This is a genomic window from Flavobacterium erigeronis, from assembly GCF_054075165.1.
Genome location: NZ_JBSKGP010000006.1, coordinates 129,064 through 144,488, shown reverse-complemented (window position 1 = coordinate 144,488; position 15,425 = coordinate 129,064). Strand labels below are relative to the sequence as shown.

The window sequence follows — 15,425 nt, the reverse complement described above, 5'->3', positions numbered from 1 at the left end:
TTTATCGTTTTTTTGACGTTTTTATTTCATTTTTTAATTCAGCATTTTCTTTTTCAACTTTGTCAAGACGCTTATTCTGCTCAATTACGTATAAAGTTAGTTCTTCAATTTTTTGCAGAAGCTTAGAATCCATTTCTCCAAGATTGATTCCGTTTTTTAAAACTTCTTCTTCATTCGGAATGTTTTCTAAATGGCCTTTTTCTGTAATGTGTTTTTCTACTTGTTTAAGAGTCGGTAGATTGTATTCTTTTTTAAAAACAAAATCGGACCAGCCTGTCATATCTACTTTTACTTCTTTGGAATGGATTGTACCGTTGACGTCTAGTTTGTTCGCTGGATTTTTTGTACCAATACCAAGATTACCCGACTTGTCAATTCTCATTTTTTCAGCACCAGCTGTTCCAAAAACGATATTATTATTCATATCAGGAACTGTTGAGTAACCAGACAAATCGATAAACGTTTTAACTGAAAGGTTTGTTCCTCCACCTGCAGACAATCTCAAAAAACCATCATCATAAGCATTTCCTGCACCACTGTATCCTCTAATTTCGCTTTTAGCTAAATTTCCTGAAGATAATGCTGGTCTAGCCATAACATTAGTTAGCCCACTATTTAAAGTTATTGAACCGTCTATAGACAATTTGCTAACAGGATTAACAACTCCAATACCTACATTTTTATCACTGTTTAAAGACATTATACTTGATATTCCATAATCAATATCTAAAAAAGCCACAGAACCATTGTCACGAGATTTAAAAATCCATGGTCCGCCCGTATGTCGATAAGGTTGAAGCGATAAGCGATTGATTTGCCCGTCTGTTGAGGTAGAAACTTGATTACCAATTTTTAAGCTAGTATCGAAATTTACTGCGCCTGAAGTCGGCACTGTATTTTGTGAAAATGCATGATTAGTAATAATTACTAAAATTATCAGTTTTAATATTTTCATTTTCTTTGTTTTTTAAGTTCATTTAAATCTTTCTTTATTATCGAATTTTCTTTCCTTATGCTTTCATTCTCCTTCTTCATTTCAATCATATACAGCGTCAGTTCTTCAATCTTCTGTAAAAGTTTAGCATTCATTTCTCCAAGATTGATTCCGTTTTTTAAAACTTCTTCTTCATTTGGAATGTTTTCTAAATGGCCTTTTTCTGTAATGTGCTTTTCTACTTGTTCAAGAGTCGGTAGATTGTATTCTTTTTTGAAAACAAAATCTGACCAGCCTGACATATCGCCTTTCACTTCTTTGGAATGGATTGTGCCGTTTACGTCTAATTTATTTTTTGGATTTATTATTCCAATACCAACATTCCCTCCTTTAGCATTTAGAATTAAATTATAAAAAGCATTAGGATCATTAAAATCTTGTGGCTGTATCCATCCGTAACTTTTAATATTCATTCCAAAATCTAAAACTTCTCCAGCTCCATTCGGCGAAGATTGAAGTCTTAAAAGAGCTGTTGAATTTTGTCCATTTGTAGGACCTCCTTGGTCTATTACTGTTTGATCTCCAACAATTGTTAGCTTTTGTTTTGGTGCGGTTGTTCCAATACCAATATTTCCATCGGCTTGAAAAGTCATTTTTATTGGATTATACATTCCATTATCATAGCCTCCAAATGACAAAAATAATTTTCCTTGAATTGTAGTACTGGGAACCCACGAAAAACCTGCATGTTGTATTCCAGACCCTCCAAAACAAAGTGTTGCAGATGCCTGTCCAGATGTTGCAGTTGGCTCGCCAAAATAAATATGAGAAAAATATTGGCTCGGGCTACTTGTAATTGTCAAACTACTTGTTGGATTTGTTGTTCCAATTCCGACATTACCCGTTGATTCAATTTTATTTTGAGCAAAATTAAATTGTGAAATAAATAAACAAAATGATAAAATTATTCGTTTCATATTTTTATATTAATCGTTTACAATTGATTCTACTTTATTCTTCAAATCCTGATTTTCTTTCTCTAATTTGTTCATTCGTTTATTTTGCTCGATCATATAAAGCGTCATCTCTTCAATCTTCTGCAAAAGTTTAGCATTCATTTCTCCTAAATTGATTCCGTTTTTTAGCACTTCTTCCTCATTTGGAATATTTTCCAGATGTCCTTTTTCTACAATATGTTTCTCAACTTCTTCAAGCGTTGGAAGGTTGTATTCTTTTTTAAATACAAAATCTGACCAGCCCGACATATCGACTTTTACCTCTTTGGAGTGGATCGTGCCATTTACATCTAATTTGTTATTTGGATTTATTTGTCCGATACCAACGTTTCCATTTCCAGTAATTTCCATTGCAATAGATCCGGAGAATAATTGATCTTCTACAACCGAAGAGGGATTATTAGTGTAGAACAATATTTTTCCCTGATTTGGCTGGGAGTTACCTGGAAGCAATATTGCCCCTCCTGACATACTAGGATGCGTGTTCGCTATTCTAAAATTATCGTTATTTGAAAAATAAAGATTAGATGATATTAGAACACTTCCATGATTGTTAGTGCTAAAATTTGCATAATTTTTAGTACTTGTTTCTTTATCTAATTGACCAAAAGCGGTATTATAACTAGTAACTTGACCTAAAACATCCAATTTTGAGTTTGGGCTGAGCGTCCCGATACCAACATTACCATTGGTATTTAAATGAAGTTGATTTAAATTTTCCGTGCCATTAATTTGAAATGTATGCATATCAATATTAACATTCCATCCTTTACTAATTATTTTACAGAAATTATTAGCATCTAAATCAAAAACCAAATTCGAATTAGCTTTTTTCAGATCCAATGTACCAGCTGGAGCAGAGGTTCCAATACCAAAATTTCCTGAGTATATAAACGAATTTCCATTATCTTTAAAATATACATTATTGCCAATTAAAGTACCACCGTTAAAATCTTCGGCATAGTTTAATGCTAAAATATTATTTGGAGCATGAACAAATGCTCTTCCTCCAGAACCTCTTTCTGGATATTTAAAAATCACATCGGCTGCGCCATTATAGGTAAAAACATTATTCCCATTAGGAGAATTAATTTGAGAAACGGCACTAACTGTGATTAATAAAAAACCTACAATGTAAAATTTATTCATAATAACTTAATGATCTTTTGATTTGATGTTTTTAATTTCTTGTTTTAAATTTTCAATTGATTTATTCTGCTCTATCACATATAAAGTCAGTTCTTCAATTTTCTGCAAAAGCTTAGCATTCATTTCGCCAAGATTGATTCCATTTTTCAAGACTTCTTTCTCACTTGGAATATTTTCCAAATGTCCATTTTCTGTAATATGCTTTTCAACTTCTTTAAGTGTTGGAAGATTGTATTCTTTTTTAAATACAAAATCAGACCATCCCGTCATGTCTACTTTTACTTCTTTGGAATGAATTGTGCCATTTACGTCTAATTTATTTTTAGGATTAATAATGTCGATGCCAACATTTCCAGTATTTGAAACAGTCATTCTCGGAATATAATTAGTGATGAAATGAAGAGAATGATTTGTTTCTGTACCAACGAAACCACCTCCTCCATTCCAAGTAGTATGAGAAAAAATGCCTACTCGATTAGAAGAATTAGAAGAAGTTGCTATAATTTTTGAGTTATCTAAACCGTAAACATCTAAAATTCTTTCCCAACCTTGAACATTAGAAGGATTAGCTGTTCCTATACTTAAATTACTCTTTAAAATGTAGTTATTGCTGGCTCCATTTATTTTTAAGTTTCCAGAAGATTCTACGTCACTTTTCGAATCTAGCAATGTTCTCCATTCTCCCCATGTGTTTTCATTGTAAAATGCGCTCCTGTACATAATTTGTCCACCTTGCCAGTTATTGTTAAAATAAAGCTGAGAAACAAGATGTGCATATTTTCCGTAGATCTCTAGTACAGAACCATAGTCAGATGGAGCATTTAGTCCCCCATAATTGTCCCAAAGTTTTAAAGACATTGGCGTAATATTAGATCTAGGAGTGCTATTAAAATCTTTTTGCTCTGTAGACCATTTCAGACTATTTGAACCTAGGTTCCCATCAAATGTCTGGCTATAAATAAAGGACTGAAATGCAATAGATGCTATTAGAAATATTTTTTTTTTCATTTCAAATTAATTTAATCTTTGTTCCAATTGAGATAGTCTTTCTAAAATCAAATCCAAAGTCTCATTTTGCTTTTTTAGAGAATCGACTTCATCTTTAAGATTATTTATCTGGTCAAGCTGTTTGTTATTTGTTTTGTTTTGTTCAATAATGTACAATGTCATTTCCTCAATTTTCTGCAAAAGCTTAGCATTCATTTCTCCTAAATTGATTCCATTTTTAAGGACTTCTTTCTCACTCGGAATATTTTCCAAATGTCCATTTTCTGTAATATGCTTTTCAACTTCTTTAAGTGTCGGAAGATTGTATTCTTTTTTAAATACAAAATCGGACCATCCCGTCATATCTACCTTTACTTCTTTTGAATGGATGGTACCGTTTACATCCAACTTATTTGAAGGGTTTGATGATCCAATACCAACGTTTCCATTGTCCATAATTGTAAAACGATTATTGCATAATCCTCCTGCACAGCTTAAATTATCATATGCCCAAAATTGAAGACTATTTCCATACACTCCAGTCATATTGTAAATTGTCCAAGTACTTGCAACTCCATTCCCGTTTTTAGAAGGATTTACCAACTGTATATTTCCGCCAGTATCAGCTAAAGCAGAACTAATAATTGCTCCTTGAAACATTCCATTACCGTTTACATCCAATTTTTGAGATGGATTTAATGTTCCAATACCAACATTCCCTCCATTGGGTTGTAAAAACATGCCACTTCTACCATATCTAAAACCGCCGTCAATAATAATACCTGTTTCAAAAGCAATTTTAAGCTGTTGAAAATAAGGAGAAGACCAAGATCCGCCAGTTCGGTAAATACCATAACCTAGTGGTTCGGGTTTATACCATGTAATTCCATCTGGAACATCTCTACCATCATTAACATTTTCAAAATTTATAGAGTTATTTAGTTCGTATGTTTGTGAAGCTAAAATTTGAAAAAAAGCTAGAGCAGTCCAAATGTATATAGTTTTTAGTTTCATGATTTTCAATGCAAAAAATTTTATTAAACACTTAATTATTTTAGTTCTATTATAAGAAAATTATTAATCTCTATCCCTTTTCAACAATTCAATTTCTTTTTTCATCTCGATAATGTATAGAGTCAATTCCTCTATTTTCTGCAAAAGCTTAGCATTCATTTCTCCAAGATTAATTCCATTTTTTAAAACTTCTTCTTCATTTGGAATGTTTTCTAAATATCCTTTTTCTGTAATGTGTTTTTCAACTTCTTCCAATGTTGGCAAATTGTATTCTTTTTTGAAAACAAAATCTGACCAATCTGACATATCAACTTTTACTTCTTTTGAGTGTATAGTACCATTTACGTCTAACTTATTATTTGAACTGGCTGTTCCTATTCCAACATTTCCATTATAATATAAAAATTCACCATCTCTTTGCCAATGAAATGCACCACCAAAGATCGATGGTATGACATCACTTTCTGTCGCAATTATCTCTTCAACAAATATGCGAACACCGTATTTAGCAGTATGCTTAGTATAGACCTTAACAATATTAGACTCTACTATCAACAGAGGATGATTTGAAGAATTACCAGATAAACTTACTGCCCTAATTTGCCACTGTCCTGTAGTTATTACATCATTCCAAACAATATACTCAGCACCCGTTTTTGTGCCTGTACCTGTGGTTACTAACTGAACTTTATAGATATTCTCAACATTTAATCGATTATCTAGCTCATCTTTCAGCTCTAATCTAGTAGCATCGTTAACACTTAAAAATTTTGAAAAGAAACGTCTGCCTCCTGTTTGGCAAAAACCACTTTGTAAGACAAAAAAAAATGCCAGTAATAATATTTTCTTATTCATTATTATTTGTTTTTTAAACTTATGGTTTCGTTAAGTAGAATTTCCATTTTTTCTAACTTATCATTAAGAGTATTTATCTGTTTTTGTTGCCGTATATTATATAAAGTAAGCTCTTCTATCTTTTGCAAAAGCTTAGCATTCATTTCTCCAAGATTAATTCCATTTTTTAAAACTTCTTCTTCATTTGGAATGTTTTCTAAATGGCCTTTTTCTGTAATATGCTTTTCAACTTCTTCCAATGTTGGCAAATTATAATCCTTTTTGAAAACAAAATCGGACCAACCTTCCATATCTACTTTTACTTCTTTGGAGTGGATTGTGCCGTCGACATCCAACTTGTTACTCGGATTAAGCTTACCAATTCCAACGTTACCTGCGAAAAAGACTAAAGAATTATAATCAACACTATTAAAACGCTGAACAAATCGCTGATTTATACCGTTAACATTCCAAATAGTTTGTAATCTCAAATTATAATCATCATTTCCTGTTGACCATTTTTGTGTGTCATAAGCAATTTGACTAAGTACAGGGGTATAAATATCTAATATAGCAGAGGGCGCAGTTGTTCCAATACCTACACTGCCATCGCTTCCTCTCATATAAAGTATATCTTCCCTTTGCCCTGATCCTGTATGAGCCCCGAATTTCACATACCCAGTTACACCATCAAATCCTAAATGTATTCTTGACACTCCATTACTATCAAAGGTTGCATTATTAGCTCCATCACTAGCAATTCGTAATGTCCCAACATAAGATGGATTATTTTGAGCAATTCCAATCTGAACAGTAAATATTAGGGATAACAGACAAATCTTTTTCATAACATTATTTTTTTTCTATTTTTTCTATTCTTTTTTCTAATTCAATTTGATTTCTTCGAAGCAAATCATTTTCATTTTTAGTTATGTCATTTTGTTTCTTAATATCTATATTTTCCTTTTTCATCTCAATCATATACAAAGTCAATTCCTCTATTTTCTGCAAAAGCTTAGCATTCATTTCTCCTAAATTGATTCCGTTTTTCAAAACCTCTTCTTCGCTTGGAATATTTTCTAAATGTCCTTTTTCTGCAATATGTTTTTCAACTTCTTCTAATGTTGGCAGATTATATTCCTTTTTGAAAACAAAATCTGACCAGCCTGTCATGTCTACTTTTACTTCTTTAGAATGGATTGTTCCGTTTACGTCGAGCTTATTATTTGGAAGCATCACACCAATTCCAACATTGCCATTATCCATAATGGTAAAACGATTTTCGCATAAACCTCCTGCATTACAGCCTAAATTATCATAAATCCAAAACTGAAGACCATTACCGTAAACACCAGTCATATTATATATAGCCCATCTTTGGCCTATTCCGTTTGCAGTCTTCAAAGGATTCATTAACTGTAGATGTCCGCCAGTATTATTTGAAATAGAACTCGATATACCACCATTCACGACCTGATCCCCAGTAAAAGAATTTGTCCCTCTAGTGGCTAGTTCAAGCCATGGAGAATTTGATGAAACTAAAGATCCAGCAACAATTTTTCTAAAAAATAATCGGTCATTTACAGCAAACGAAGACGCAATCTGAAGCTGATGGTTGTTCCAAGCATTAGAATGCCTTGTCGTAAACAAGTGTTGCCAGGAATGACCATTATCAGGAGTTAAACCGACTGTTTCAGGAGCATGCCCTTCATAAACACCCGATTTTAAAGGATATGAAAAATCAACAATAGCTTCTGGGGCATATCCATCTCCTATCTGCTGTGCATAGGAGATAGATGCAAAAAGTAATGTTACAATTGTTAGTTTGTTAAAAGTCATTTTTTTTAATATTTATAGAGTTATTGCTGATTTTTTCAACTTTTTTATTTCTTCATTTTGTTTTTCGTTCTCCTTTTTCATCTCAATATTCTCTTTTTTCATTTCAATCATATACAAAGTCAATTCCTCAATTTTCTGCAAAAGCTTTGCATTCATCTCTCCTAAATTGATTCCATTTTTCAAAACTTCTTCTTCGTTTGGAATGTTTTCTAGATGCCCTTTTTCTACAATATGATTTTCAACTTCTTCCAAAGTCGGAAGATTGTATTCTTTTTTGAAAACAAAATCTGACCAGCCTGTCATGTCTACTTTTACTTCTTTAGAATGGATTGTACCGTTTACATCTAGTTTGTTTCTTGGATTTGGCTCTCCAATTCCAATATTCCCATCATTCCTAATCCTCATTTTTTCATTTAGAACACCATTATCTCTAGTAAGGAATCTCAATCCTCCAGAACCGCCATCTGCAGAATTTAAATAGTAAGAAGAAATTCTCCCTACTGTATGATGCTGATTAGCAACATTAAAATCAATATCGATACGAGTCATTTCAGCATTAGGATTATCATTTGCTGACAATATAAGATGTCCCATTTTTGCAACATTATGAACTTCTAACTTGGCATCTGGTATAATAGTACCAATACCAACATTACCATTGGTTCCAATTGACAATAAGTCAACAATACTAGAATTCAAATTATGAGGACTATAAGAAATTTTAAATGCATCACTTAGAGTTCTAGCGTTCCAACCAAAACTAATAATGGCATCACTTGATCCGCTATGACCTAATCTTATCGAACCTCCATCAAAATCATTAAGTTTAAAAACTTGTAAACCATTTAAAGGAGCGGTTGTACCAATACCAATATTCCCAGTTGATTCAATTTTATTTTGTGCATAAATTGTTGGTGCGGCAAATGCCACAAATAGTAGAAAGATTTTTTTCATAATTTAAAAATTAGCAAATGGCGGGTGCCATCCAATTAAATTGTTCAATAGCACAATTTTACAGCATACAAATTTTTTCCATAATTATAAAAACATTATGGAATATCTGGTAACTCGGCTAAACGCGCTAATATAAAAATCGCTTGAGTAAAAACATTACGGCTTTCCTCATTTTGCGTCAATTATTAAATTATTTCTAAAAAGACAAAGTAGTGGTGAATTAATCTTTTTAGATTCCTTTATTCTTCTGCATTATAACCTCTACAAACAGCTGATCTGTATTGGTTTTATAATTTCGTTTTTTAATAAAGTTTAAATGCTTAATGTTTCCTAACATAGGATTGTTTTCTACTTTGTTTAGTAATGCCAAACAACCATTAAAAGATCCTTCTAGAGAAAATGCATAACTTGTAGTAGTAAAGCCTTTTTGTGAATTGATATGCGGTTCTTTGAAGTCAGTAATTTTTAAATGATAATTATCACTATAAGCAGTTAATTGTTTCAGTAAATCATTTTGATAAGAATCTGATATTTTTATATCATAATTAGAAAGAATTTGATCCAGCTGTTTTTCTTTTTGGACTAATTGCGCTACTAGTTTTGGCATATCACTATCTGCAACTATCTCTTCTTGTTTGTTTTTATATTCTTGATAATATTGGATTGTATTTGAAATTGCAAACGAATAGCATATGTAAAGCACAATGCAAAAACCAATAACCAAAAGTTTATTTCTTTTGTTGAGTTTCATTTTACTTCAATGTTAAGTTTATAGAAAAGGTGGTTTCATTCTCTTCGTTTTTACCAAAATGAGTGATAAGCACTTTATCCACCCATTTCAGTTTTTCCATTTCTTCGACCCATTTTGTAAAATCTTGGTTAGCAATTGTAGAACCTGAAATTACCATTAACTTTTCTTTGGTAAGTATTGGTTCTTCAGCTTTCACTTTTTTCTCTAACGGATTAAAAGCTAATTCAGTTAACAAGATAGAACTTGGTACTTTACTAGCGATTTCATTTATCATCAAAGAACTCCTAGAAGTCATTCTTCCATCTATATCTTTAACTTTTTCTTCTTTTACTATAATTCTCTGTTTTATTTTGCTGACATCTTCTATTGAAGATTTATTTACTAATAAAGTCTCTGATGATTCTTGTGCCAATTTATAATAGTGTGAAAAAAATAAAAAGTTAAGCACGAGTATTCCCAGAACAATTCCTACCATAATCTTAATTCCTTTATTAAAAAAAGATTTTTGATTAAAATCATCATAAAGTTCTTCACTATACGACACTACAGAACCCGTATTTGCGGTATTGTTTAGGAGCATTCGCAAAATACCTGAAAAGGCTAATAGCTGTCTATTCTCAATTTGAAGCTCATTTATAGTATAAGCAATCGTATTCTCTAATGGATTTATAGAAATAATTGGATTTTCTTCCTTCGACACCAATTGACTATTGGTAAAAAATTCATTTTCATTAGAATATTCAATTACATCTGCAATAGAACAAGCTCCAAGACTGATTCCTGCAACTTCTATTTTCTGAGTTTTGTAGTTTTCTAATAAATCCTCTATATACGATTTTCTGGCAATTGCAATAACCGATTTTGTTTTTACTCTCCAAATTTCATAATAAAACTCATCCCAGTTAGTATTAGGAAAAGATTTATGCAATAATTTTTCATCTGAAGGATCTATTCCTGATACCTCTTTTTGAATAACCTGATTTGTATTTATAATTAAGAAAAAAGGAAGCTTAGAATCCCACTTATCAGCTATTGAACCATTATAACTAACCCTATCTTTTTTACTAATTACCAATCCTTCCTTTTTATTTTCAACTAAAAGCAAGGCAACTTTATCTTCACTATTTAAAGTGAAGTGTTCAACGGCAATATATTGCTTTCCAAGTAAAAAATTATTTAAGGAAAAATTTGCCATTAGTAAATTACAGTAGGTTTAATTAATACGCTCAGCTTTTTCTTAGAATCTTCACGTTTTCTAGAACTGAATAACCATTTAATAATTGGAATTCTTGACAATAATGGCACACCAGTTCCTGAATCATTTTTTACAGATTCTTCCAATCCACCTAAAACAATCAAATCTTGATCTTTAACTCTAATGATCGATGTAAATTCTCTAGAATTTATTCCTGGAGGCGCATCTTTATCCACTTTTTGCCCATTAAAACTAGATTGAATTACTTTGATATCCATTGTAATCTGCCCATTTCCAGAAACTAGTGGCATAATAGTTACCGACAATTCTGCATCTATTGGCTGATAGTTTTTAACTTCTGAAGCTTGCGGAATTTGAGAGCCGTAATAATTTTGATTTGTAACAACATAATAAGTAGTTTCTCCAATAGATAAATAGGCCTTATGACCATTCAAAGTAGATAATCTTGGAGATGAACGTACTTTCAAATTACCATTTGTTTCCATGGCTTTTAAACTCAAATAAAAGTTTGGAACAACTTGTCCTATATTCAAAGAGCCAAATCCGCTGAAACCATCGATAATTTTATTAATTGTTGTCGCTCCTAAATTTATGTCTGCATTTGGAAAAACAGTCCCTTTTGTCGTAACAGGTTTATCTCCAATTCCTGCTGTTATTCCAGTCTCAACCGTAGCACTTCTGTTAACTTCTAACAGCATAACTTCAATTAGAATAACTGGAACAGCTTTATCAATATAGCTCACAAAAGATTCAAATCTTTCGATATTGGCTGCTGGCCCGTTTACCAGAAAACTATTTAATTCTTTATCAATTTTGATATCTAAATCTCGCTTTATCTCATCGGGAATAATTGTTAAAATTGATTCTGATGGCGTACTGCTGGATGTAGAAGACGAAGAAGAATAATTACTGTTATTGTTACTGTTATTAAAATTACTGCTTTGATTTGAAAAATTGCTCGAATTAGAATTGAAACTATTACTGCCTCCATTAGAGTTGTAATTTGTGTAATTATTTGTATTATTAAGTCTCCCTGCACTCCTACCTTCTTTTGACGGGTCACTTAAAAGCTCTATCGAACGATGCATAAGTGGCACAAGCTTAATATTTCTGACTACTAATTGATCTTTGGTTCCAAAATAATAAACCGAACCGCTTTTCTTAAAAGTATAAGCAGCACCAGAACCTTGTACAGGCACTGGATTATTGCCATTACTATTAAACTGCTGATTATTATTTTGAGATGAGCTACCATCAGATTTTATTTCAAATAATTTAACCAAAAGTTCATCAAAAGTAATGTTCTTTGCTTTTACAGTTCCATTCCCTGCATTATCTAATGGAGTAGATATAAACATATCCAGATCAAGTTCATGTCCTATATCATAAACAATGCTTGATATTGGTGTATTCTCAAAATCTACATTCAACAATTTTTTATCGGCATCGACAACTGTAAAGAAAAAATTAGATTTTCTAGGACGCTGAGGTTTATTCTGTCTAATTGCATTATTAGGATCTGAGTTCCCTTCAACAGCATAATTGCCTTCAAGTTTATCAAATACATAAAAATTATCTCTCGATTTTGTGACACTTAAATTATTTGCAAATGCCATTTTATTTAATGCTGCATCAAAAGGCATACTTTTAATGTAAGCAGTCAACAACTGATTTTCTAAACCTGGAGCAAAAACTAAATTTTTACCGCTTTCATCCATGATCTTCTTAAAGACATCATATAATTTGTCATCCTTCAAATTCAGAGAAAGTAAATTGTTAGCTAAATCATAAGAAACATCAATAGTTTTTATTTTCTGAATTTCAACTGGTTTTTCATAAGACTTAATTGCCAATATATTACCTGTAAAATCAATTGTCAGATTGTATTCTTTGCATAAAAAAACAAGAAGATCCCCAACTGTTACGTCAGAAAAATTGTTGACAATATTAATTTGCTGCAAGTTTGAAGCAACACTAAAATTAAGTTTATGAATTTGAGAAACTGCCAATAAAAAACTGGATAAAGAAGCCTCTTTTATATTAACACTGACTTTTTCATTCAATCCTGGCGTATCAGCAGAAATTGATTCAATATTATTTTTAATCTGCAAAATACGATTTTCCTGCGCAAATGAAATTTGAAAAATCAGTATAAGAAACAGCGTAATTATTATTCTCATGAAATTATGGTATGTTGTAAGATTTTTATATATTTAATTCTACAAGAGTAATGAAAAAACTTCATCAACAGAAGTAATTCCCTCTTTAATTAATAACAATGCGTTACGTTTTAGTGTAAAAATATTTTTATCGTCCAGATAATCATTGATATCCAGCTGATTATTCTTTATTAAATTAGATAATTCAGACCCAATTGGTAAAATTTCATAGATAGCCTTTCTTCCAGAATACCCTGTATGATAACAGTTTTCGCATCCAGTTGCAGTAAAATGAGAAGTTAAACCATTTGGTATTTCAAATCCACTTGGAAAAATCTCACTGCTTATCTTTTCTTCTGTTTTACACGAATTACATAATTTACGAACCAGACGTTGTGCAACACTCATATTTAATGTGCTGGCAATTAAAAAAGCCGGAACTCCCATGTCTATTAATCGTGACACAGTTGCCCAAGCCGAATTGGTATGGATTGTAGATAAAACTAAATGCCCAGTCAAAGCGGCACGAATTGCCATATTTGCTGTATTAACATCACGAATTTCACCAACCATAATTATATCTGGATCTTGTCTTAAAAAAGTTCGTAAGGTTGCGGCAAAATCAAGCCCGATATTTTCTTTCAACTGTACTTGATTAATTCCTTCAAGAGTATACTCAATAGGATCTTCAACAGTTAAAATATTAGTATTTGGAACATTTAGATTTTTTAATGTGGCGTATAAAGTAGTCGTTTTTCCTGATCCTGTTGGCCCTGATATAAGTACTATACCATTTGGTTTTTTTATGTTCTCCCGATAAACAGCCAATTCTCTTTCAGTAAATCCAAGAGAATTAATATCAATATGGCTTGTATCTTTACTCAAAATACGAAGTACTACCTTCTCTCCATGTAAAGTTGGAAGAACAGAAACACGGACGTCAAAATCCTGAAAATCGGTAACCATCGTGATACGTCCGTCTTGAGGAAGCCTTTTCTCGGATATATCTAACTGTGCACGAATTTTAATTTTATTGACAATAATCGGGTATTCTTCTACTGAGATATGAAATTGCTCTTTCAGTTTACCATCTAAACGAAAACGAACTCTCGCGTTTTTTTCATAAGGCTCAAAATGAATATCACTGCTTCCAATTTCTTTTGCGTTCAAAACAATTTTTTCTAAAAAATCAGTTGTATAATGAATTTCAGAAACATCATTTGAAGTTTTTCTGTAATTGGTGCTTAAATATCGATTAATATTTTCAGAAGAATCAGACTGTAATTCAACCTGAAAGCTTAGAAGTATACTCAATTCATTTTGAAGACTTGCAATGTCGGCAGCATCTGTCTTTAATACTACCTTCTCCAGATTTTTCCCAATCGGAATAATTCTGTAATAGTAAGCTTGCTCTGATTTTACAAGCTGTTGAAATTCTATTGGAATATTAAAACTCTCCATCTAGTACGCAAATAAAAAAGTATCGTTATAACAAAAGGAAACGGCATAAACGACACCAAAAAAAAGAGACATATATCCTGCAAGAGGCACTGTAGCAGGTTCTTTTTTAGCAGTAAGAATTAAATGCAACAATAAAGAAAAAATAAGTGCAAAAACAAATAAGACCCAAAACGAAACTATTGAAAAAGAAGCGGCTATAAAAACAAAAAATAATACATCTCCTATTCCGATTGTATTTCTAAAATCTAACTTTTTAAACTTTATATAAATTGCTGTTACAGACAGCAGAAATACTACAAATAATAAATTAAAACCAAAATTCACTAAAGCAACTGATACTGGTACAGCGTTAACTTGGATCGCAAAAGCAAAGATTCCAATTATTGGATATAAAAACCAGTAAACCATCCTGCTTTTATAGTCTTGATACAAAACAAGAGCAAATAGAATAATTAATATTAATTTCAAATACCACATTAATCATTTATGATTTGCTTCGGAACTCCATTTTGGTCAATTTCCCAAACATTAAAAACCCCATTTCCATTAAAGTCTGTAATTGCTGTAGCTTTTACTTTAAATTCGCTATTGCTAGACTGCACGATTTCGTAAACGTAGTTAGCGCTACCATTTTCTTTAGTAGTTTTTGGTGCTTCAAAATCGATCTCCGTAAAATTAGGACTGTATTTGGAGTACATAAAGTAGTACTGTTTTTCAGCATTGTATATTGCTTTAAGCTGAACTTGGGCTTCGACGCTTTTAGCTTTAGTAATTAAAGGCATTAGGTTTGGAAGAGCAATTAAAAGCAGAATTCCAATTATGGCTAAAACAATCAACATTTCCTGAAGATTGAATGACGGCAGTTTTTTCAGTAGATTTTTCTTCAAAATAAATATAAATTAATTTTTACAAATATATCTTTTTTATTGAGAAAACAATGGGGTGAATAATGGGAAATAATTTGTTAATAAACATATAAAAACATAAGAAATATTTTACTATAATTACCGAACAAATAAAATATAATTTAACAATTACAAGATCTTACTAATCAACAAAATACAAAAATACTAATCAAAATTTAATAACAAATTATTCTACAGCTTTACAA

The 15,425-nt window shown here is 31.5% G+C and carries 15 protein-coding genes; all 15 read right to left on the bottom strand.

The window, feature by feature from the left end; all coding sequences use genetic code 11:
- Position 1 precedes the first annotated feature (1 nt).
- Positions 2–955: a hypothetical protein gene (locus ACWA1F_RS13310; RefSeq protein ID WP_456894281.1), complete on the bottom strand. Its 954-nt coding sequence runs from the start codon at positions 953–955 to the stop codon at positions 2–4.
- A complete protein-coding gene (locus ACWA1F_RS13305; protein ID WP_456894280.1) occupies positions 952–1,911 on the bottom strand; it encodes a hypothetical protein in 960 nt (319 codons plus the stop codon). The genes ACWA1F_RS13310 and ACWA1F_RS13305 overlap by 4 nt, the downstream gene beginning before the upstream one ends.
- Positions 1,912–1,920: 9 nt before the next feature.
- Positions 1,921–3,099, bottom strand: a complete 1,179-nt coding sequence (locus tag ACWA1F_RS13300; RefSeq protein WP_456894278.1) for a hypothetical protein — start codon at positions 3,097–3,099, stop codon at positions 1,921–1,923.
- 6 nt (positions 3,100–3,105) lie between these two features.
- Complete coding sequence (locus tag ACWA1F_RS13295) at positions 3,106–4,107, bottom strand: hypothetical protein (RefSeq protein WP_456894277.1); 1,002 nt, start codon at positions 4,105–4,107, stop codon at positions 3,106–3,108.
- A gap of 6 nt (positions 4,108–4,113) precedes the next feature.
- On the bottom strand, positions 4,114–5,100 hold the full coding sequence (locus ACWA1F_RS13290) for a hypothetical protein (RefSeq protein ID WP_456894275.1): 987 nt from the start codon (positions 5,098–5,100) through the stop codon (positions 4,114–4,116).
- A 63-nt stretch (positions 5,101–5,163) separates the two neighbouring features.
- Positions 5,164–5,955 (bottom strand): hypothetical protein, encoded by a 792-nt coding sequence (locus tag ACWA1F_RS13285; protein ID WP_456894273.1) that lies wholly within the window; start codon positions 5,953–5,955, stop codon positions 5,164–5,166.
- A gap of 2 nt (positions 5,956–5,957) precedes the next feature.
- A complete protein-coding gene (locus ACWA1F_RS13280; RefSeq protein WP_456894271.1) occupies positions 5,958–6,782 on the bottom strand; it encodes a hypothetical protein in 825 nt (274 codons plus the stop codon).
- Between the two features lie 4 nt (positions 6,783–6,786).
- Entirely contained in the window at positions 6,787–7,773 is a 987-nt protein-coding gene (locus tag ACWA1F_RS13275) for a hypothetical protein (protein WP_456894269.1), read from the bottom strand.
- 12 nt (positions 7,774–7,785) lie between these two features.
- Positions 7,786–8,727 (bottom strand): hypothetical protein, encoded by a 942-nt coding sequence (locus ACWA1F_RS13270; RefSeq protein ID WP_456894267.1) that lies wholly within the window; start codon positions 8,725–8,727, stop codon positions 7,786–7,788.
- Positions 8,728–8,956: 229 nt separating this feature from the next.
- Positions 8,957–9,478 carry a hypothetical protein gene (locus tag ACWA1F_RS13265; RefSeq protein WP_456894265.1) on the bottom strand — a complete coding sequence of 174 codons (522 nt, stop codon included), beginning with the start codon at positions 9,476–9,478 and terminating at the stop codon, positions 8,957–8,959.
- Position 9,479: 1 nt separating this feature from the next.
- Complete coding sequence (locus ACWA1F_RS13260) at positions 9,480–10,673, bottom strand: hypothetical protein (protein WP_456894263.1); 1,194 nt, start codon at positions 10,671–10,673, stop codon at positions 9,480–9,482.
- Positions 10,673–12,874, bottom strand: coding sequence for a type II secretion system protein GspD (locus ACWA1F_RS13255; RefSeq protein WP_456894261.1), 2,202 nt, complete (start codon positions 12,872–12,874; stop codon positions 10,673–10,675). The genes ACWA1F_RS13260 and ACWA1F_RS13255 overlap by 1 nt, the downstream gene beginning before the upstream one ends.
- A gap of 39 nt (positions 12,875–12,913) precedes the next feature.
- On the bottom strand, positions 12,914–14,314 hold the full coding sequence (locus ACWA1F_RS13250) for a GspE/PulE family protein (RefSeq protein ID WP_456894259.1): 1,401 nt from the start codon (positions 14,312–14,314) through the stop codon (positions 12,914–12,916).
- Positions 14,315–14,791 (bottom strand): hypothetical protein, encoded by a 477-nt coding sequence (locus ACWA1F_RS13245; RefSeq protein ID WP_456894257.1) that lies wholly within the window; start codon positions 14,789–14,791, stop codon positions 14,315–14,317.
- The gene (locus tag ACWA1F_RS13240) at positions 14,791–15,210 is read right to left on the bottom strand and encodes a type IV pilin protein (RefSeq protein ID WP_456894457.1); all 420 of its coding nucleotides are present in this window, start codon (positions 15,208–15,210) and stop codon (positions 14,791–14,793) included. Before ACWA1F_RS13240 ends, ACWA1F_RS13245 begins: the two co-directional genes overlap by 1 nt.
- Between the last annotated feature and the right edge of the window lie 215 nt (positions 15,211–15,425).

Coding starts and splice junctions, on each gene's coding strand:
- ACWA1F_RS13305 (WP_456894280.1), bottom strand. CDS start 1,911: ATGAAACGAATAATTTTATCATTTTGTTTATTTATTTCACAATTTAAT.
- ACWA1F_RS13245 (WP_456894257.1), bottom strand. CDS start 14,791: ATGTGGTATTTGAAATTAATATTAATTATTCTATTTGCTCTTGTTTTG.
- ACWA1F_RS13295 (WP_456894277.1), bottom strand. CDS start 4,107: ATGAAAAAAAAAATATTTCTAATAGCATCTATTGCATTTCAGTCCTTT.
- ACWA1F_RS13265 (WP_456894265.1), bottom strand. CDS start 9,478: ATGAAACTCAACAAAAGAAATAAACTTTTGGTTATTGGTTTTTGCATT.
- ACWA1F_RS13260 (WP_456894263.1), bottom strand. CDS start 10,673: ATGGCAAATTTTTCCTTAAATAATTTTTTACTTGGAAAGCAATATATT.
- ACWA1F_RS13285 (WP_456894273.1), bottom strand. CDS start 5,955: ATGAATAAGAAAATATTATTACTGGCATTTTTTTTTGTCTTACAAAGT.
- ACWA1F_RS13270 (WP_456894267.1), bottom strand. CDS start 8,727: ATGAAAAAAATCTTTCTACTATTTGTGGCATTTGCCGCACCAACAATT.
- ACWA1F_RS13280 (WP_456894271.1), bottom strand. CDS start 6,782: ATGAAAAAGATTTGTCTGTTATCCCTAATATTTACTGTTCAGATTGGA.
- ACWA1F_RS13290 (WP_456894275.1), bottom strand. CDS start 5,100: ATGAAACTAAAAACTATATACATTTGGACTGCTCTAGCTTTTTTTCAA.
- ACWA1F_RS13250 (WP_456894259.1), bottom strand. CDS start 14,314: ATGGAGAGTTTTAATATTCCAATAGAATTTCAACAGCTTGTAAAATCA.
- ACWA1F_RS13275 (WP_456894269.1), bottom strand. CDS start 7,773: ATGACTTTTAACAAACTAACAATTGTAACATTACTTTTTGCATCTATC.
- ACWA1F_RS13255 (WP_456894261.1), bottom strand. CDS start 12,874: ATGAGAATAATAATTACGCTGTTTCTTATACTGATTTTTCAAATTTCA.
- ACWA1F_RS13300 (WP_456894278.1), bottom strand. CDS start 3,099: ATGAATAAATTTTACATTGTAGGTTTTTTATTAATCACAGTTAGTGCC.
- ACWA1F_RS13310 (WP_456894281.1), bottom strand. CDS start 955: ATGAAAATATTAAAACTGATAATTTTAGTAATTATTACTAATCATGCA.